The organism is Cupriavidus pinatubonensis (assembly GCF_019602855.1).
Classification (GTDB): domain Bacteria; phylum Pseudomonadota; class Gammaproteobacteria; order Burkholderiales; family Burkholderiaceae; genus Cupriavidus; species Cupriavidus pinatubonensis.
This window is the reverse complement of sequence record NZ_CP080767.1, coordinates 479,063-498,551: the sequence shown is the minus strand read 5'-3', so window position 1 is coordinate 498,551 and position 19,489 is coordinate 479,063. Positions and strand designations below refer to the sequence as shown.

General features: G+C 65.3%; 17 protein-coding genes. 4 read left to right on the top strand and 13 right to left on the bottom strand.

Features of this window, described 5'->3' with window-relative positions; translation table 11 throughout:
• Nucleotides 1-51: 51 nt before the first annotated feature.
• Complete coding sequence (locus K2O51_RS14765; RefSeq protein WP_011296645.1) at nt 52-999, bottom strand: LysR family transcriptional regulator; 948 nt, start codon at nt 997-999, stop codon at nt 52-54.
• A 210-nt stretch (nt 1,000-1,209) separates the two neighbouring features.
• Between K2O51_RS14765 and K2O51_RS14760 the strand changes: the two genes are divergently transcribed.
• Together K2O51_RS14760 and K2O51_RS14755 are read left to right on the top strand one after the other, a co-directional pair.
• Complete coding sequence (locus tag K2O51_RS14760; RefSeq protein WP_140948952.1) at nt 1,210-1,764, top strand: cysteine dioxygenase family protein; 555 nt, start codon at nt 1,210-1,212, stop codon at nt 1,762-1,764.
• A gap of 60 nt (nt 1,765-1,824) precedes the next feature.
• Complete coding sequence (locus tag K2O51_RS14755; protein WP_011296643.1) at nt 1,825-2,283, top strand: Lrp/AsnC family transcriptional regulator; 459 nt, start codon at nt 1,825-1,827, stop codon at nt 2,281-2,283.
• Nucleotides 2,284-2,289: 6 nt separating this feature from the next.
• On the opposite strand, the gene K2O51_RS14750 is transcribed toward K2O51_RS14755, so the two are convergent.
• The gene (locus K2O51_RS14750) at nt 2,290-4,179 is read right to left on the bottom strand and encodes an ABCB family ABC transporter ATP-binding protein/permease (RefSeq protein ID WP_011296642.1); all 1,890 of its coding nucleotides are present in this window, start codon (nt 4,177-4,179) and stop codon (nt 2,290-2,292) included.
• Between the two features lie 119 nt (nt 4,180-4,298).
• On the opposite strand from K2O51_RS14750, the gene K2O51_RS14745 reads away from it, so the two are divergent.
• A complete protein-coding gene (locus K2O51_RS14745; RefSeq protein WP_011296641.1) occupies nt 4,299-4,700 on the top strand; it encodes an acyl-CoA thioesterase in 402 nt (133 codons plus the stop codon).
• A gap of 84 nt (nt 4,701-4,784) precedes the next feature.
• On the opposite strand, the gene K2O51_RS14740 is transcribed toward K2O51_RS14745, so the two are convergent.
• The 7 genes from K2O51_RS14740 to clsB form a co-directional block, all read right to left on the bottom strand.
• Nucleotides 4,785-5,561, bottom strand: coding sequence for an enoyl-CoA hydratase (locus K2O51_RS14740; protein ID WP_220631281.1), 777 nt, complete (start codon nt 5,559-5,561; stop codon nt 4,785-4,787).
• Nucleotides 5,562-5,610: 49 nt separating this feature from the next.
• Entirely contained in the window at nt 5,611-6,567 is a 957-nt protein-coding gene (locus K2O51_RS14735; RefSeq protein WP_011296639.1) for a DegV family protein, read from the bottom strand.
• Between the two features lie 185 nt (nt 6,568-6,752).
• Entirely contained in the window at nt 6,753-7,952 is a 1,200-nt protein-coding gene (locus K2O51_RS14730) for an acetyl-CoA C-acyltransferase (protein WP_220631638.1), read from the bottom strand.
• 17 nt (nt 7,953-7,969) lie between these two features.
• A complete protein-coding gene (locus K2O51_RS14725; RefSeq protein WP_220631280.1) occupies nt 7,970-10,393 on the bottom strand; it encodes a 3-hydroxyacyl-CoA dehydrogenase/enoyl-CoA hydratase family protein in 2,424 nt (807 codons plus the stop codon).
• 83 nt (nt 10,394-10,476) lie between these two features.
• Nucleotides 10,477-12,264: an acyl-CoA dehydrogenase C-terminal domain-containing protein gene (locus K2O51_RS14720; RefSeq protein WP_011296636.1), complete on the bottom strand. Its 1,788-nt coding sequence runs from the start codon at nt 12,262-12,264 to the stop codon at nt 10,477-10,479.
• An 87-nt stretch (nt 12,265-12,351) separates the two neighbouring features.
• Complete coding sequence (locus tag K2O51_RS14715) at nt 12,352-12,942, bottom strand: TetR/AcrR family transcriptional regulator (RefSeq protein ID WP_041679468.1); 591 nt, start codon at nt 12,940-12,942, stop codon at nt 12,352-12,354.
• Nucleotides 12,943-13,276: 334 nt separating this feature from the next.
• Nucleotides 13,277-14,605, bottom strand: coding sequence for a cardiolipin synthase ClsB (gene clsB / locus K2O51_RS14710; protein ID WP_245001909.1), 1,329 nt, complete (start codon nt 14,603-14,605; stop codon nt 13,277-13,279).
• 97 nt (nt 14,606-14,702) lie between these two features.
• Here clsB and mobB point away from each other — a divergent pair, with 97 nt between their 5' ends.
• Nucleotides 14,703-15,224, top strand: a complete 522-nt coding sequence (gene mobB / locus K2O51_RS14705; protein WP_220631279.1) for a molybdopterin-guanine dinucleotide biosynthesis protein B — start codon at nt 14,703-14,705, stop codon at nt 15,222-15,224.
• Here mobB and K2O51_RS14700 read toward each other — a convergent pair.
• The 4 genes from K2O51_RS14700 to aspS all read right to left on the bottom strand — a co-directional run bounded on the left by K2O51_RS14700 (nt 15,221) and on the right by aspS (nt 19,476).
• Nucleotides 15,221-16,006, bottom strand: a complete 786-nt coding sequence (locus tag K2O51_RS14700) for an endonuclease/exonuclease/phosphatase family protein (RefSeq protein WP_041679466.1) — start codon at nt 16,004-16,006, stop codon at nt 15,221-15,223. The two genes, mobB and K2O51_RS14700, sit on opposite strands and share 4 nt — an antisense overlap.
• On the bottom strand, nt 16,006-16,476 hold the full coding sequence (nudB, locus tag K2O51_RS14695; RefSeq protein ID WP_041679811.1) for a dihydroneopterin triphosphate diphosphatase: 471 nt from the start codon (nt 16,474-16,476) through the stop codon (nt 16,006-16,008). Before nudB ends, K2O51_RS14700 begins: the two co-directional genes overlap by 1 nt.
• 73 nt (nt 16,477-16,549) lie before the next feature.
• Nucleotides 16,550-17,443 (bottom strand): hypothetical protein, encoded by an 894-nt coding sequence (locus tag K2O51_RS14690; RefSeq protein ID WP_049796443.1) that lies wholly within the window; start codon nt 17,441-17,443, stop codon nt 16,550-16,552.
• 224 nt (nt 17,444-17,667) lie between these two features.
• Nucleotides 17,668-19,476 (bottom strand): aspartate--tRNA ligase, encoded by a 1,809-nt coding sequence (aspS, locus tag K2O51_RS14685; protein ID WP_220631278.1) that lies wholly within the window; start codon nt 19,474-19,476, stop codon nt 17,668-17,670.
• Between the last annotated feature and the right edge of the window lie 13 nt (nt 19,477-19,489).

The window sequence follows — 19,489 nt, the reverse complement described above, 5'->3', positions numbered from 1 at the left end:
GACCCCGGGCATGCTCCCTCTCCCGCTTGCGGGAGAGGGAGCATGCTTCCGTCAATCCGTCGTCAGCGTCGACCACACCCGATCCACGAGTTGCCGCTTCCGACGCGCCGCCGTCGCCCGCCGGTCATTGCCGTTATCGCCGGGCCGCTCGCGGTACAGACGGATCTCCATGTCGATCGACAGCGGCAGCCCGCGCGCCGACTCGGCCCGCACCAGCCGGCCCTGCGCCACGTCGTCGCGCACCGCGCTCTCGGGCAGAAAGGCCATGCCATGCCCCGAGAGCGCCATGACCTTGAGCGCCTCTGCCATATCGGTCTCGTAGCATTTGTCGAGCTTGAGTTCTTCCGAGGTATCGGCGAGCAGCATGTCCACCATGCGGCCGAGGAAGGCATTGGGCGTGTAGCTCAGGAACGGCACCGGCTTCTTGTCCGTGCCGGGCAGCCGGTACAGCGGCTTGCCCGTGCTGTCGGGCACACTGTACGGCGACAGCCGCTCGATGCCGAGCACGAGCATGTCGTAGCGTGCCGGATCGAGCTGGATCGCCTGGCGTGCATGGTGGTAGACCATGACCAGGTCGCAGCCGCCCTCGACCAGCAGCAGCACCGCGTCGTGCACGTTGAGCGCCCGCAGCCGGCACGGTAGCGTGCCGACCTTGCGCTCGAGCGTCTTGAGCCATTCCGGAAAGAACGTCAGCGACAGCGTGTGCGGCACCGCGAATTCCAGCACCTGCGCGTTCGACGAGCGCTGCCCGCGCATCAGCGCGCGCGTCTCGCTGACCTGCGCCAGCATGGCCAGGGCCTGCTCATAGAACACCTTGCCAGCGGCGGTCAGGCTGGTCGGGTAGCTGGAGCGATCGATCAGCTCCGTGCCGACCCACGCCTCGAGCGACTGGATCCGGCGCGAGAACGCCGGTTGCGTGACATGTCGCAGTTCGGCCGAGCGCGAGAAGCTGTGCGTCTCGGCCAGGCTGACGAAGTCTTCAAGCCATTTGATTTCCATGACGCGGATTATCCACCGGCTCGGACGGTGCCGTCACCGGGCGCGCTGGCTGTTTCGGCGGGTGGGCACACTGTAGAATGACATTCTACGAATCTGCCTTTTAGTAGCATGGAGCAACGATATTCGGTGATTTGTCACGACAGAATGCATGCCTTTGCTCAGGAGCCGCACCTATGATGGCCTCATACGAAGAAGATCCCGGAGCCATCCATGCAATCCTGCCCCACCGCTACGGGCGGCATGCCCGCCATCCACGCCAGCCCGCTGGGCCGGCTCGCGCAAAGCATGGAGGCCACATTCGCGCACAGCGCACGCATGGTGGCCGGCAATATCGACACCTGTCTGCCCGACGCCGACACCCTGCTGGCCTGGCTGCCGCCGGGCGCGCTGCTGGGCAGTCCGGACACGTACACACGCCATCTCGTCTATGCCGATCCGCTCGCGCGCTTCTCCGCGATGCTGCTGGTCTGGCGGCCCGGCCAGGCGAGCCCCGTGCACGGGCACCGCACGTGGTGCGCCTACCGCGTGCTGCGCGGCACGCTGAGCGAGCGCCACTACCAATGGGATCCGGCCAGCCGGCTTGCCACGCTGACCGGCGGTGTCGACCGCCAGGCCGGTGCCACCTTCAGCGTGCCGGCCGGCCTGCAGCATATTCATTCGCTCGGCAACGCCACCGACGCCATCGCCGTATCGCTGCACCTGTACGGCGTGGACCGCGACCACATCTCCACCGGCGTCAACCTGCTGGTTGATACCGACGACTGACGCGCCGGCACGGGGACGGCGCGCAGGCTGCCGCATCCCCCTGAAAGGACGCACACATCGATGGACCGCTACGACAAACAGATCCTTGCCATCCTGCAGGAAGACGCCACCGTGCCCGTGGCCGAGATCGGCGAACGCGTCGGCCTGACGTCGACACCGTGCTGGCGCCGCATCCAGAAGCTCGAAGAAGCCGGGCTGATCCGCAAACGTGTGGCGCTGCTCGACGCCGACAAGCTGAACGCTGGCGTGACGGTGTTTGTCTCGGTCCGCACGGCGCAGCACAACGTCAAGTGGCTCAAGCAGTTCCACGCGCTGGTTGCGTCGATTCCCGAAGTGACGGAGTTCTATCGCATGGCGGGTGACACCGATTACCTGCTGCGCGTGGTGGTGCCCGATATCGCCGCGTATGACCGCGTGTACAAGAAGCTGATCCAGGGCGCGGAGCTGGCCGACGTGAGTTCCAGCTTTGCGATGGAGCAGATCAAGTACACGACGGCACTGCCACTCGACTACGCGTAACGGCGCTCAGGCGTCCTGCGTCGCGTCGCCAACGTCGATGGCCAGCTCGTCCGCCACCGTCCCGCGTTGCGCGGCGCTGCGCGCCTGGATCTCCCACATCTCCGCATAGCGCCCACCCGCGCGCATCAGCTCGGCGTGGGTGCCGCGTTCCACGATGCTGCCCCGGTCCATCACCAGGATCTGGTCGGCATGGACCACGGTGGACAGCCGGTGCGCGATCAGCAGCGTGGTGCGATTCTGCGCAAGCCGCATCAGCTCAGCCTGGATGGCCTGCTCGGTCCGCGAGTCAAGCGCGGACGTCGCTTCGTCGAATACCAGGATCGGCGGGTTCTTCAGCAGCGTTCGTGCAATGGCCACGCGCTGCTTCTCGCCGCCGGAAAGCTTGAGACCGCGCTCCCCCACGGGGGTGTCGTAGCCCTGCGGCAACTCGCTGATAAAGCTATCGATCTGCGCCGCGCGCGCCGCCGCGATGACTTCATCATGCGTCGCATCGGGCCGGCCATAGGCGATGTTGTAGAAGATGCTGTCGTTGAACAGCACCGTGTCCTGCGGCACGATGCCGATGGAGCGGCGCAGGCTCTCCTGCGTGATGCTACGGATGTCCTGACCGTCGATCTGGATGGCGCCGTCGCTGACGTCGTAGAAGCGGAACAGCAGGCGTGCGAGCGTCGACTTGCCAGAGCCGCTGTGGCCGACCACGGCGGTGGTCGTGCCCGCCGCAATGGTGAAATCGACATCGTCGAGGATCACGCGGTTCGACTCGTAACCGAAGCGCACATGGCGGAAGCGCACTTGCGCGCCCTGCACTGCCAGCGGCTGTGCGCCGGCTTTGTCGGCGACTTCCTGGTGCGTACCGAGCAGCACGAACATTCGGTCCATGTCGGTGGTCGACTGCTTGATCTCGCGGTAGATCACGCCGAGGAAATTCAGCGGGATATAGAGCTGGATCATCAGCGTGTTGACCAGCACGAGATCGCCCAGCGTCAGCTTGCCCGCGACCACGCCTACGGTGGCGCGCCACAGGATCAGGATCAGCCCGACCGCGATGATGGTCTGCTGCCCAAAATTGAGGAAGGACAGCGAGTTCTGCGAGCGGATCGCCGCGGAGCGGTACTTCAGCAGGTTCTCGTCATAGCGCCGCGCCTCGTATTCCTCGTTGCCGAAGTACTTGACCGTCTCGAAGTTGAGCAGCGAATCGATGGCCTTCTGGTTGGCCCGCGAATCGAGCTCATTCATGCGGCGGCGGAAATGCGTGCGCCATTCGGTCACGACGATGGTGAACACGATATAGCCCAGCAGCGCGCAGCCGGTGATGGCCGCAAACCAGATGTCGTAGTGCAGGATGAAGAAGCCGAGCACCAGCGCCATTTCCACGAGTGTCGGCAGGATGCTGTACAGCGAATACGAGATCAGCGACTGGATGCCGCGCGTGCCACGCTCGATGTCGCGGCTCATGCCGCCGGTCTGCCGGTCCAGGTGGAAACGCAGCGACAGCGCATGCAGGTGCCGGAACACCTGTAGCGCGATCTCCCGCACCGCGCTCTGCGTGACCTTGGAAAAGAGGATTTCCCGCAACTCGGTGAACAAGGTCGCCGACAGCCGCAGCACGCCATAGGCCACGATCAGCCCGACCGGTACCACCAGCAGCGCGCGCGGGTCGCCCGCGGTGATGTTCATGCTGTCGATCAGCCGCTTCATCAGCACCGGCACGCCGAGGTTCGCGACCTTGGCCGACACCAGGCAGGCCAGCGCAAGCATTACGCGCCACTTGTAGTGCCAGACATAGGGCAGCAGGTTGCGGACGGTCTGCCAGTCGCTGCGCGGCGCGCGCTGGCCGGGGAACAGGGTGGCGGGCTTTGCGGGGGGCGGTTCCGCAGTCGTGGAATAGCGGCGCATACGATAGAATCCAAACCAATGGCCGATTGTCGCAGAGATCGCGCCGTCCGGCAGGAAGCGTCCCGGCCGCGGCCGCCGGACAACGCTGCCCTCCATCCCTCCCTTTCCGGTTTCCCGCCATGAATTCACCCCATACCGTCCCCGCCCTGCCCGCTGGAAAGAGCCCTGCGCTGCGTGTCGTGCCAATGCCCGCCGATGCCAACGTGCACGGCGACGTGTTCGGCGGCTGGATCATGTCGCAGGTGGATATCGCCGGATCGATTCCCGCGGTGGAACGCGCCCAGGGCCGCGTGGCCACGGTGGCGGTCAATTCCTTCCTGTTCAAGCATCCGGTGTTCGTCGGCGATCTGGTGAGCTTCTATGCCGAGATCGAAAAGACCGGCCGCACCTCGATCACCGTATCGGTCGAGGTCTATGCGCAGCGCATGCGGCACGCCAACGAGATCGTCAAGGTGACGGAAGCCACGCTGACGTATGTGGCGACGGATGAAAGCCGGCAGCCGAGGGTGTTGCCGACTTGATGGTGTCTACCCTCTCCCGCGCGCGCGGAGGGGAGTTGGTCTCACGGTGAAGCAGGCTTGCCAGGAGCCTGCCCCCTCGCCGGCTCAACTGAACTTCGTAAAATCCGGCTTCCGCTTCTCGAAGAACGCCGAGAACGCTTCCTTCGCTTCCGGTGCCACCAGCATGCGCCGGAACACCGCGCCCTCATCGGCCATCTTCTTCTCCACGGCTTCCACGTCATTGCCCTTCATCAGCCGTTTGGTCTCGCGCAGCGACGACGCCGGCAGCGCGGCCAGCTTGCGGGCCTGCTGCAGCGCAAAGGCATGCAGTTCGGCCACGGGCAACACGCGCGTGACGAGCCCGATCTCGTATGCTTCCTTCGCACCGAAGGGCTCACCGAGCATCAGTTTTTCAGCAGCGCGCTGGTAGCCGACCAGGCGCGGCAGCAGCAGGCTCGATGCAGCTTCCGGGCACAGCCCAAGCTGCGCGAACGGCAGCGACAGCTTCGCCGTTTCCGACGCGTAGACGAAATCGCAGTGCAGCAGCATCGTGGTGCCCACGCCCACGGCCGCGCCGCTGACCGCCGCGACGATCGGCTTGCTCGCATGGCTGATCTGGTACAGGAACTGGAACACCGGCGGTTGCTCCGCGCCTTCACCGCTGGTCGGCGGCCGCTGCATGAAATCTTCGAGGTCGTTGCCTGCCGTGAAGATCTCGTCCTTGCCGCGGAGCAGAATCACGCGGACCGCGCTGTCCGTCTCGGCCGCGCGCAGCGCGTCAGCCATGGCCTGGTACATCGCCGCCGTGATGGCGTTCTTCTTTCCGGCCCGATCGAACTCGATCGTCAGGATGCCGTGTTCAATGCTGGTGCGGATGCTCATGGAATGCCTCTCGTGGTGATGCGTTGCTGCAAGGACTGCGCCGCCATCGCTATGCAAGCGGCAGCGGCTCCTCGGAAAGATAGCTCAGGCCAAACGCGCGAGCGCCGACGTTGAGCGCGACGGTCAGGCTCATCGGCGCCAGCATTAGCTCGACGCCGCAGGCACGTGCAGTCCGCTCGAGCGACTGGTAGGCCGGCATGGCGCGCACCGCGTCGAGCGGACCGGCGAAGCACACCGAGATCGCTGGCGTCAGCAGGCTGCCATTGCGTATGCATTGCTCGGCATGCGCCAGCACGCGGCGGCGCCCTTCATCCGAACCACGCACTTTGGCCACGGCCCCGGTACGACCGCGATGCATATGGATGATCGGCCGGATATTGAATGCGCTGCCCATCATGTAGCGGCTCCACGTGATGCTGTCCTCGCCCTTGAGCCTGGCGCGCGTGTACATGTAGAGCAATTCGTCGGGCACCAGGTACATATGCGCGGCATCGCGCAGGCGTGTTTCGACGGCCTCGACCACATCGCGCGCACTGGCGCCCGCTGCCGCCATGCGCGCGGCCTCGTGCACGATCAGCGCCTGCCCAGGGCCAATGGCGCCGGTATCGACGACGACAAGGTCGAACAAGCCCGAGCGCCCCGCCTCCTTGCGCAGGCGAACGCTGCGCGCAGCCGTGCCAATCACGGCGCCTGTCGCGTGGGAATAGAGCTTGCTACGCGTGCTCGCGATCGTGAATAGCATGGCCCGGTCGCACGTCGCCACCACGTGCCGCAGCAGATGGTCTTCGAGTTCGCGTTCGACCAGCGGGATCGATTCCGCATAGTGATCCTGCTTGCCGACCAGGTACTGCTCGTACAGCAATGGCAGCGACGCTTCATCGCGCGTGTCGGCGATGAACTGTTCTCCCGCGCGGATGCGGAACGGAATCGTGCGTACGCCAAGTTCCGTCATGACCGCGCGCGGCATATCGCATGCCGCGTCGGCCAGGATGGTTGTCTCCTGCATGGTGTTGTGCCCCCTTGCTGGTGAGCCGCATCGTGGTGCGGCAGCGTTTTCGGGGCGCGCCATGGGTCGTTGCCATGAGCGCGCCGACGTTGGCACTGCTTTTCTTCACCTGACAGAAGGATGGGATGCTGCGTTTGATGCGCTTTGACAGCCTTAAGCCGCAGCATCCCTGCTGGCGCGTTTCTTCAGACGCGCTCAAAGATGCCGGCCGCGCCCATGCCCGTACCGACGCACATGGTCACCATGCCGTACTTCAGGTTGTGGCGACGCAGCGCGTGCACCACAGTCGCCGAGCGGATCGCGCCCGTCGCGCCGAGCGGGTGGCCGAGCGCAATGGCACCGCCCATGCGGTTGACCTTGGACGGGTCGAGTTCAAGATCACGCATCACGGCCAGCGATTGCGCGGCAAACGCTTCGTTCAGTTCGATCCAGTCGATCTGGTCCTGCGTCAGCCCGGCTGCCTTCAACACCGCAGGAATCGCTTCCTTCGGGCCGATACCCATGATCTCCGGCGGCACGCCGCGCACCGCGAACGACACGAAGCGTGCGAGCGGCACCAGGTTGAACTGCTTCAGGATCTTCTCGGAGACCAGGATCAGCGCGCCGGCGCCGTCGGACGTCTGCGAGCTGTTGCCGGCGGTCACGCTACCCTTGTTTGCGAACACCGGGCGCAGCTTGCCAAGGCCTTCGAGCGAGGTCTCCGGGCGCGGGCCTTCGTCGAGCGAGATCGTGCGCGTCTTGACGCTCACCTCTCCCGTAGCCAGGTTCGGGAATTTCTCGACGATTTCGATCGGCGTGATCTCGTCGTTGAACTCGCCGGCCTGCTGGGCAGCGATGGCCTTCTGGTGCGAAGCCAGCGAAAACGCATCCTGGTCCTCACGGCTGACATTCCATTGCTGAGCGACCTTCTCGGCGGTCAGGCCCATGCCGTACGCGATGCCAACGTTTTCGTCCCGCGTGAAGATGTCCGGCGACATCGACGGCGAGTTGCCCATCATCGGCACCATGCTCATCGTTTCCACGCCGGCGGCGATCATCACGTCGGACTCGCCCACGCGGATGCGGTCGGCCGCCATCGCCACGGCGCTCACGCCGGAGGCGCAGAAGCGGTTGACGGTGATGCCGCCCACCGTGTTCGGCAGGCCCGACAGCAGCGCGCCGATACGCGCCACGTTCAGGCCCTGCTGCGCTTCGGGAATCGCGCAGCCGACGATGGCATCTTCGATCAGCTTTGGATCGAGGTTCGGCACCTGCGCCACGGCGGCTTTCAGGATCGTCGCGAGCAGGTCGTCCGGACGCGTGTTCTTGAACGCGCCCTTCGGCGCCTTGCCGATCGGCGTGCGGGTCGCGGCAACGATGTAGGCGTCTTGCAGTTGTTTCATGATGTCGTTTCCTCGCTGCCTTAGTTGCGGACGGGCTTGCCGGTCTGCAGCATGCCCATGATGCGTTCCTGCGTCTTGCTGGTGCCAAGCAGGTCGACGAAAGCCTTGCGCTCGAGCGCGAGCAGCCACTCCTCGCTCACCAGCGAACCGGCCTCGACGTCACCGCCGCACACCACTTCGGCAATACGCGAAGCAATCAGGAAGTCGTGCGCGGAGATAAAGCCGCCGTCGCGCATATTGACCAGCGATGCCTTGATGGTCGCGATGCCCGAGCGGCCGGCCACCGGCACCAGTGCCGGCAGCGGCGCGCGGTAACCCGCGTCGGCCAGCGCACGCACTTCGTTCTGCGCCACGTGAAGCAGCTCGTGCACGTTGAAGACGATCCGGTCGGACGCTTGCAGGTAGCCCATCTGCCGCGCTTCCAGCGCGGACGCCGACACCTTGGCCATTGCTGCGCTTTGGAAACGGCTGGTCAGGAACTGCAGGTAGTTGGTGCTGCCTGCGGCCTGTGCTGCGCGCGCTGCCGCCAGCGCGGCCTCCTTCAGGCCGCCGCCGGCCGGCACCAGGCCCACGCCGACTTCCACCAGGCCGACGTAGGTTTCCAGCGCGGCCACGCGTGCCGCCGAGTGCAGCATCAACTCGCAGCCGCCGCCCAGCGCAATACCCGATGCAGCCGAGACCACAGGCACTGCGGAATACTTCACGCGCATCATGCCGTCCTGGAACTTCTTCACGAACGGTTCGATGCCCTTGGCGCCGCCCATCATGAACGCCGGCATTGCGGCTTCCAGATTGGCGCCCGCCGAGAACGGACCACCGGGCGCGCCAAGTTGCAGCGACGTCGGCTGCCACACGACCAGGCCCTTGTATTCAGCTTCGGCAAGGTCGATCGCACGCGTCAGGCCGTCGATCACGTCCGGCCCGATGGTGTTCATCTTGCTCTTGAACGACACCACCAGCACATCGTCCTGGCCCTCGGCCACCCAGATCCGCACGGCGTCGTTCTCTTCGACGGTGCGGCCAGCCTTGCGCGGATCCAGCGCCGCCGTGCCCTGCAGCGCGGCGCGGAACACCTGGCGCTGGTAGACCGGCAGCGTGCTGCGCGCGACGAACTGCTGCGTCGCGGGCGACCACGAACCCTGCGCGGCGTGCACGCCCTGGTTCTCTGCCACCGGACCTTCGAACACCCACGCGGGCAGCGCCGCCTTGGACAGTGCCTTGCCGGCGTCGATATCTTCCTTCACCCATTCGGCGACCTGCTTCCACCCGGCGGCCTGCCAGTCTTCGAACGGACCCGAGTTCCAGCCGAAGCCCCAGCGGATCGCCAGATCGACGTCAGCCGCCGAACCCGCGATCTGCTCGAGGTACACGGCGATGTAGTGGAACACGTCGCGGAAGATCGCCCACAGGAACTGCGCCTGCGGATTTGTCGATTCGCGCAGCAGCTTGATTCGCTCCGCCGGCGCCTTCTTCAGCATGCGCGCGACGATCTCGTCGGCCTTCTTGCCCGACTCGACATACTGGCCGGTCCTGGCATCCAGCACCTTGATGGCCTTGCCTTCCTTCTTGTAGAACCCGGCACCGGTCTTCTGGCCCAGCGCGCCCGCATCGACGAGGCCCTTCAGCACGGCCGGGGTCTTGTACACCGGCGCGAACGGATCCTCATGCAGGTTGTCCTGCATCGTCTTGATCACGTGCGCCATGGTGTCCAGGCCCACGACGTCGGCGGTGCGGAACGTGGCCGACTTCGCGCGGCCGAGCTTCGAGCCGGTCAGGTCGTCGACCACATCGAACGGGATGCCGAACTTCTCGGCTTCGGCAAACACTGCGAGGATCGAGAAGATGCCAACGCGGTTCGCGATAAAGTTCGGCGTGTCCTTCGCACGCACCACGCCCTTGCCGAGCGTGGTGGTCAGGAACGCTTCGAGCTTGTCGAGGATTTCCGGCTGCGTGGTCGCAGTCGGGATCAGCTCGACCAGATGCATGTAGCGCGGCGGATTGAAGAAGTGCACGCCACAGAAGCGTGACTTCAGTTCGGCATCAAAGCCGTCCGACAGCGCGGTGATCGACAGACCCGACGTATTGGTCGCGAAGATAGTGCTCGCGCCCAGGTGCGGCGCGACCTTCTTGTACAGGTCGTGCTTCCAGTCCATGCGTTCAGCGATCGCTTCGATCACCACGTCGCATTCCTTGAGCAGCGCGATATCGTCTTCGTAGTTGGCGGCCTGGATCAGGCCGGCCTCGTCCTTGATGCCCAGCGGCGCGGGCGACAGCTTCTTGAGGTTCTCGATCGCACGCTGCGCAATGCCGCTCTTGGGGCCTTCCTTGGCCGGCAGGTCGAACAGCACCACCGGCACGCGCGCGTTGACGAGATGGGCAGCGATCTGCGCTCCCATGACGCCGGCGCCGAGCACGGCGACTTTCTTGACGATGAAATTGGACATGAGCGCTCCTGATGGATTGAGCGTTTTGAAGAGAGGCGGGCCCTCCCTCCTGCCATGAGGAGAGAAGGCCGGCAATCAGGCCGTCAGAACAGGTCTGCGTCCAGCGCCATCAGCGTGGCCGAACCGGCGCGCGCCTTGCGGATCTCGGCGGCGGTTTCCGGCAGCAGCTTGGCGAAGTAGAAACGTGCCGTGGCCAGCTTGGTCGTGTAGAACTTGTCGCCGCTGGCTTCCTTCTCCAGCGCGATCTTGGCCATGCGGGCCCAGAAGTACGAGAACACCAGGTGGCCCACCACGCGCAGGTACGGCACGGCGGCGGCGCCGACTTCATCGGCATTGCCCATGGCCTTCATGCCGATTTCCATGGTCAGCTTCTGCACCTTGTCGCCAAGGTCCGCGAGCGGGTTGACGAACTCCTGCATCGCTTCGTTGGTGCCCTCTTCCTCGACGAATGCCTGCACGATCTTGCCGAAGGCCTTCATCTTGGCGCCCATGTCGCCGAGGATCTTGCGGCCCAGCAGGTCCAGCGCCTGGATCGTGTTGGTGCCTTCGTAGATCATGTTGATGCGGGCGTCGCGCACGTATTGCTCCATGCCCCATTCGGAGATGTAGCCGTGGCCGCCGAATACCTGCATGCCTTCGTTGGTGCTCGTGAACGCGTTGTCGGTCAGGAACGCCTTGATGACCGGCGTCAGCAGCGCGACCAGGTCGCCGGCCTGCTTGCGCACTGCCTCATCCGGGTGCGACAGCTCGCGGTCGATCTGCAGCGCGGTCCAGTAGCTGAATGCGCGGCCGCCTTCGGCGTAGGCCTTCTGCGTCAGCAGCATGCGGCGCACGTCCGGATGCACGATGATCGGATCAGCCGGCTTGTCCGGTGCCTTCGGGCCGGTCAGCGAACGCATCTGCAGGCGGTCCTTGGCGTAGGCAACCGAGTTCTGGTATGCGACCTCGGTCAAACCCAGGCCTTGCGCGCCGACACCGAGGCGCGCGGCGTTCATCATCACGAACATCGCGTTCAGGCCCTTGTTGGCCTCGCCCACGAGCCAGCCGCGCGCGCCGTCCAGGTTCATCACGCAGGTGGCATTGCCGTGGATGCCCATCTTGTGCTCGATGGAGCCGCACTTGATACCGTTGCGCTCGCCCGGATTGCCGCTGGCATCGGGGATGAACTTAGGTACTACAAACAGCGAGATGCCCTTGGTGCCTTGCGGCGCGTCCGGCAGGCGCGCCAGCACCAGGTGGATGATGTTCTCGGCCATGTCGTGCTCGCCGGCCGAGATGAAGATCTTGGTGCCTGTCAGCAGGTACGAACCATCGGGCTGCGGTTCGGCCTTGGTGCGCAGGATGCCCAGGTCGGTGCCGCAGTGCGGCTCGGTCAGGCACATGGTGCCAGTCCACTCGCCCGTCACCAGCTTGGGCAGGTAGGCTTGCTGCAGTTCCGGCGTGCCGTGCGCGTGCAGGGCCTCGTACGCGCCGTGCGACAGGCCCGGGTACATGGTCCACGCCTGGCTGGCCGAGTTCAGCATCTCGTACACGACGTTGTTGATCACGATCGGCAGGCCCTGGCCGCCGAACGCCGGATCGCAAGCCAGTGCGGGCCAGCCTGCTTCGACGTACTGCTGGTACGCCTCCTTGAAGCCGGTCGGTGCCTTCACCACGCCATCGCCGACGTAGGTGCAGCCCTCGCGGTCGCCGACCTGGTTGAGCGGGAACACCACGTCCGAGCAGAACTTGCCCGCTTCTTCGATGACCTGGTTGATGGTGTCCGCGTCGATGTCCGCGTGCGGCGGCATCGCCTTGAGTTCGGCTTCAGCGCCGAGCAGTTCGTGAAGGACGAACTGCATGTCGCGCAACGGTGCGGTGTACTGGCCCATCAAAAGCTCCTTGGAGTTTCACGATGCCGCCACGCCGCCCGCGCAATGCCCGCAGAGAGCGGGTGCCACGGTCCGTACGCAGCAGCTTCAGGTACGGTAAGACTGAATCAGTTTATTGAGCGCGACCATGGCAAGTTCGGCGCTGTCCGGCAGGCGCAGGAAACGGGCGTCATGATGCAAGCCTAGTTCAAGGCTGTACATCTCGAACAGCATCAGGCGCGGATCGCAATCCGCGCGCAGGTGCCCCTCTTCCTTGGCCTGGCCGATGGCACGCGTCAGCGCGGCACGCCAGATGGTGACGCTCTTGACCAGCTCGTCACGCACCAGGCTTTCCGCGCGGTCGTCGTACTCGACCGCACCGCTGATGTAGATGCATCCCGTCGTCACTTCCTGGATGCGTTTCTCCATCCACCGGCGCACCATGGACCATAGCCGGGGCAGCCCGCGCGGCTCGTGCAGCGAGGGGTAGAACACCTCCTGCTCGAACCGCCGGTGATACTCCCGCACAACTTCCACCTGCAGGTCTTCGCGCGAACCGAAATGCGCGAAGACGCCGCTCTTGCTCATCTGCATGCGTTCCGCCAACAGGCCGATGGTCAAACCCTCGAGCCCGTCGCGGGACGACAGTTCCAGTGCGGCATCCAGAATCGCCACGCGCGTCATCTCACCCTTACGCATCGGCGCGGGAGAGGCGGTAGCGGATTCAAGACGGGCTGACTGGTGGCGCATAGTTAATTCTCCGTTCTTGTGACGCCTTCACTGGGCACCACATATGACCCTGACGTTGCTTAATTGCCCGCGGCGGCAGCAAAATGCCGGAATTCGCCGCGTAAGCACGCAGTCTAAGCCAAAAAAGAACGGTCGTTCAGATTATTCTGGCGCGACCCGTTGCCATCAAGCTTTTAATTAGACCGACGTTTCTAAACCGACTGCGTTGCAACATCAACACGCAGCCTGATGCCATCAGCCGCGCAGCCCCTGTCATGCTGCGCGGCAATATCGGCGTGCCGTTTCAATAGCGCCCCGTCACACCGGCAATAACGACGCCAAGACGCAACACCATGTAGGCGGCCCAGTTCGCCACACGGTGCAGCGCCGAGCGCCGGGCATGCGCCTCCGGCATAACGCGCACGCTGCGCTCGGCAATGGCGCGCTCCAGCTGCGTGCGCAGGACGGCGGCGAAGGCAGGATCATAGACGCAGACGTTGGCCTCGCGTGCGAGCAGCAGGCTGAACGGATCCATATTGCTGGATCCGACCGTGGCCCAGGATTCATCCACCACACCGACCTTGGCGTGCAGGAAGCTCTGCGCGTACTCGTAGATCTCGATGCCGGCATCAAGCAGGCTCGCGTACAGCGCGTGCGTGGCGAAATGCTGCAGCCGGTATTCGACGCGACCCTGCAACAACAATCGTACCCGCACGCCGCGCTTGCGGCAGGCCAGCAGCGCGCGCCGCATCTTGTGGCCCGGCAGGAAATACGCGTTGGCGAGAATCACGTCGTCGCGCGCAGCACCCAGCGCGTGCAGATATTCGCGCTCGATGGTGCGGCGGTTGCGCAAGTTGTCCCGGAGGAGAAGCGCCGCCCGCATGCCGCCTTCCGTATCGCGCCGCGGCGGCAGGTCGGTCACAAGCGGGTATCCCGCTGCCGCGCCCGCCAAACCAACGTCATGCAGTTCGGCGCGCAGCGACAGCCGCCACCAGAGGCGCTCCGCCGTCAGCGCAATGCGGTCGACCAGCGGGCCGCGCACTTCCACGGCGAAGTCGTAGCGTGCCCCGAGTCCCTCCTGCTCGAACGGGCCGTGATTGTAGTCGTCGATGATGTTGATGCCGCCTACGAACGCTACGCGCCGGTCGACCACGGCAAGCTTGCGGTGCAGGCGGCGCAGGTGCCTGCGCGCCAGCCGGAAGCCGCGCATCACGCGGTAGACACGCAGCTGCACGCCCGCGTCGCGCAGGCGCTGCATGAGTTCGGCAGACATGTCGCCGGCACCGAAACCGTCCACGGTCAGCCGCACGGCTACGCCACGCGCCGCGGCCCGGATCAGCGCATCGCTGACGGCGCGCCCGACGTCGTCGGCGGCGTAGATGTAGGTTTCAATGATGACCTGGAGAACCGCCGCGTCGATCGCCTCGATCAGCGCTGGGAAGAAGTCGCGCCCGCCGCACAGCAGCCTTACCTGATTGCCGCCGACCGGCTTGCCGTGCCGTCCGGCCCAACGCAGCAGACGCCGCCGCCCCGCGCGTGCTGCGGGACCGGCGCTGTCATCCCGCGCCGCAACATGCGCCGCGCCGTTGGATCGTGCGGCATTCGGTGGGTCGGTGTCGGATATCCGTGACATGATGCGATTATGGGACACACGCCGCCATCTGCACATGGTGCGGTGCATCTCTGCTATCGTCGATCACTCATGCACTCATGCACCAAGGGATAGCACTGTGAAGGTATTCGGCATCACCGGCTCCTCCGGCAGCGGCAAGACCACGCTCCTGGACGCGCTGATCCCGCGTTTTGTTGCCACCGGCATGCGCGTCAATGGCATCAAGCATACGCACCACGGCTTCGATCCCGACACGCCGGGCAAGGACTCCTGGCGAATGCGCGAGGGCGGCTGCCGCAACGTGGTGCTGGTCGGCGCGCGCCACATGACGCTGATGCGCCACTACCCCGAGGATGTGCCCTCGCCCGAGCTGGACGAAGCGCTGGCCGTGCTGCCCGCGGATACCGACCTCGTGCTCGTCGAGGGCTACAAGCGCAGCGATTTCCCCAAGCTCGAAGTGTTCCGCCCGTCGCTGGGCCGCGCGCCGCTGTGGGACGAGGTGCCCGGCGTCGTAGCCGTCGCCACCGACGCGCCGGAGGCCGTCGCGCAGCTCACATCGCTGCCCGTGCTGGATCTCGCCGATCCGGACGCCATCTTCGCGTTCATCCGGGCCAGCCTGGAACCGCCGGAGACTGCCTAAGCCGCCTTGCCGGCTGCGGGGCTGTCGCTATCGTCGTGATGGGCTGCCCCGTGCGCCAGTTCCGCGACCAGCGGCACATGGTCCGAGCGCTGGGCCCAGTCACGCCCGGTGAGCGCGTGTGCGCGTTCGATTTCGAAGCCGCGCACGTAGATGCGGTCAAGCTGCCACCACGGCATATGGCTGGGAAACGTATGCAGCCGCGCGCCGCGTGCGTGCGAGGCCTCCACCGCGCCTAGCGTATTGCAGATCTGCGAGTCGAGCCGGTGGTTCCAGTCGTTGAAATCGCCGGCAATCACCAGCGGCGCGGTGGACGGCACCACGGTTCGCACGCGCTCGACCAACGCTTCCGCCTGACGCGCACGGCTGCGTGCGAACAGGCCGAAGTGAACGCAGATCAGGTGTGCTTCCACGCCGTTTACGTCGGCCACCGCATGCAGCAGCCCCCGCTGCTCGAACCGGTGATCCGAGATATCGAGGTTCTCCGACATCAGGATCGGGTGGCGCGACAGGATCGCATTGCCATGATGGCCGTGCTCGTAGACGGCATTGCGTCCGTACACCGAATGCGGATAGGAATCCGTGGCCAGATAATTCAGCTGCGTGTGGTCCGGGTCGAACAGCGCCGCGGCGACCAGGCGGTCATTGCGGTCCTGCACTTCCTGCAGGAACACGATATCCGCATCCATGGCATGCAGCCCCGCGCGCACGTTCTGGATGCGCGGGCGGCGCGCGATGCCGGTCACGCCTTTATGGATGTTGTAGGTGACCACGCGCAACTTCATCATTCGGCTCCACAAACGGCCGGCCGGCCCGCGACGCGCCACGCGAGCTGGCGCACCGCCTCGGCGTTGCTGCTCGAGAAGCACTGCTGCGCCGCGACTTCCCATGGCAGCCATTTCGACTGCAGGTGCTCGCGCGGCGCCAGCGTCACAGGCAGCGGTTCCGATACGCACAACCCGAACCAGTGTTCGGTATTGCGCGTGACGCCAGCCTCATAGCGGTGGCGCCATTGCGGATAGATTTCGTACTCGATGGTGTGCTGCCAGTCGGCAAGCTGGTGCTCGCCGGCAATGATGCCGGTTTCCTCGAACACCTCACGCGCGGCGGTGAGCGCCAGCGGTTCGTCGACGGTATCGAGGCTGCCGGTCACGGACTGCCAGAAGCCCGGCCGGTCGGCGCGTTCCAGCAACAGCACTTGGAGATCTGGCGTGTAGATCACGACCAGCACGGATTCAGGGATTTTGTAAGGCATGGAACCGAGTCCGATGGACATCCCCAAGGATAGCGCAGCCTAGCCCGCTTGCCACGCGAATAGCCGCCCGCATTCAGGCGGCGTTTCGATGTGCCTCGGCGTCCATCGGGTCGACGCGCAGCCACGTGTCGAAGACATCCGGCGCGTCGCCGTGCCCCCATGCCTCGCGCAGCTGCTGCATCAGCGGCGCCAGCGATTCGCGGTAGCGCTGCGCGGCTTCGCGCGCCTGGAAGGCCAGGTCTTCGGCACTGGCCTGCGCCTGCTCACGCAACACGCCACGCTGCTGGGCGATTTCCTTCTCGCGCTGGCCCAGCGCGTTGTACTTCTGGATCAGGAAACGCTGGTAGTCGCCGGCTTCGACACGCTGCGCCGACTGGGCATTCGCCTGTTCGAAGCGCAGCACGATGCTGGCGGTTTCCTGCTCGACGTGGGCGGCTTCGTCTTCCAGTGCCTGGAGGTCGTCCTGCCGGCGCTGGGCGTCGCGCCGGCTGTCCTGGATTCGCGCGGCTTCGTCTTCAAAGGTACGCTGTGCGAACAGGTAAGCCTGCACCACAGGCTGCGGCGCGACCACCAGCAACGGGTCGGCCCCGGCGGCGCGCTGGCCGGTCAGCAAGGCATCGTCAGGCAAGCGCAGGTTGCCCAGCTCCTCCAGCCAGCGGCCACGTGCCATCACGGCGGCCACGGTGTCCAGCGCCACGCGCCGCAGGGCGTCGGCGCGCTGCGAAGTGACCGGCTCCGCGGCCGGCACGCCGCTGGTCGCCTGCGCGGCAGCGTGGGCAACGTCCGGCACGCAGGCGGCCACTGTCGTCGCCACCGACTCCGACATGGCTTGCGCGGACTTGCGCACCGCGCGGCGCAGCTCGAAGCGCGCCAGCAACATCATCACCAGCCCAGCCACCAGCCAGGTCAGGATCGTCTCGGCATGGGCCAGCAGAAACTGGCGGATCAGGTCGGTATCCAGGTTCACGGCGTATTCCTCCCGCGCGCCGGCCACCTTCATCGCGGGGGCTCGGTCAACGCTCAATTAGAAAGAGACATTGCCAGCCGCGGCCATGTTCCGGCCAGTAACAAATAGAAACGTCGGCACGCAGGCCAGCCACGGATCACTTGCGTCCGCAAACGTCCGCAGGCATCCATAAACGAAAAAACCGCGCACGCGGCGCGGTTTTTCTTCAGCCAGGGCCGTCAGGCTCAGACCGTGGTCTTCGGCTCGGTGGCGCGCACGCGGATATGCAGCTCGCGCAGTTGCTTCTCGTCGACGGCGCTCGGGGCCTGCGTCAGCAGATCCTGGGCGCGCTGGGTCTTCGGGAAGGCGATCACGTCGCGGATCGAATCGGCTCCGGCCATCATCGTGACGATACGGTCCAGGCCAAAGGCCAGGCCACCGTGCGGGGGCGCGCCGTATTGCAGCGCGTCAAGCAGGTAACCGAACTTGGCACGCGCCTCTTCGTCGTTGATCTTCAGCGCACGGAACACCTTGCTCTGGATATCCGAACGGTAGATACGGACCGAGCCGCCACCCATTTCCCAGCCGTTCAGGACCATGTCGTAGGCCTTGGCGATGCACTTGCCCGGATCGGTTTCCAGGTACTGCATGTGCTCGTCCTTCGGGCTCGTGAACGGGTGGTGCATGGCCACCCAGCGGGCATCTTCCTCGTCGTACTCGAACATCGGGAAGTCGACCACCCACAGCGGCTTCCACACGTCTTCGAACAGGCCGCTGGCCTTGCCGAATTCCGAGTGGCCGATCTTCAGGCGCAGCGCGCCGATGGCGTCGTTGACGACCTTGGCCTTGTCGGCGCCGAAGAAGATGATGTCGCCGTCCTGGGCGCCGGTGCGCTTCAGGATTTCGGTAATTGCCGCGTCGTGCAGGTTCTTGACGATCGGCGACTGCAGGCCGTCACGGCCCTTGGCCACTTCGTTGACCTTGACCCAGGCCAGGCCCTTGGCGCCGTAGATACCGACAAATTGCGTGTAGGCATCGATCTCGCCGCGCGAGATCGCGCCGCCGCCCGGCACGCGCAGGCCGACCACGCGGCCGTTGTCGCTGTTGGCGGGACCCGAGAACACCTTGAAGTCGACGTCCTTCATCACGTCGGTCAGTTCGGTGAATTCGAGCTTCACGCGCAGGTCCGGCTTGTCCGAGCCGAAACGGGCCATGGCTTCGCGGAACTCCATCACCGGGAACTTGGCATCCAGGTCGACATCGATGGCGTTCTTGAACACCGTGCGCATCATGTCTTCGAACAGGTCACGGATTTCCTGCTCGGTCAGGAACGAGGTCTCGCAGTCGATCTGCGTGAATTCGGGCTGGCGGTCAGCGCGCAGGTCTTCGTCGCGGAAGCACTTGGTGATCTGGTAGTAGCGGTCAAAGCCCGAGACCATCAGCATCTGCTTGAAGATCTGCGGCGATTGCGGCAGCGCGAAGAAGTGACCCGGGTTCACGCGCGACGGCACCAGATAGTCGCGGGCGCCTTCCGGCGTGCTCTTGCCGAGCATCGGGGTTTCGATGTCGATGAAGCCTTGCGCGTCCAGGTACTTGCGCACTTCCATCGCGACCTTGTAGCGCAGGCGCAGGTTGTACTGCATCTGCGGGCGGCGCAGGTCCAGCACGCGATGCGTGAGGCGCGTGGTTTCCGACAGGTTGTCGTCGTCGAGCTGGAACGGGGGCGTGACCGAGGGGTTCAGCACGGTCAGCTCGTAGCACAGCACTTCGATCTTGCCCGAGGTCAGGTTGGTGTTCTCGGTGCCGGCCGGGCGCGGACGCACCTTGCCGGTAATGCGGATGCAGTACTCGTTGCGGATCTCTTCGGCGGCCTTGAACATTTCCGGGCGGTCCGGATCGCACACCACCTGCACCAGGCCTTCACGGTCGCGCAGGTCGATGAAGATCACGCCGCCATGGTCGCGGCGGCGCTGAACCCAGCCGGTCAGGGCCACTTCCTGGCCCGAGAGTTGTTCGGTCACCAGACCGCAGTAGTGAGTACGCATGGAGGACATAGGATATTTCCCG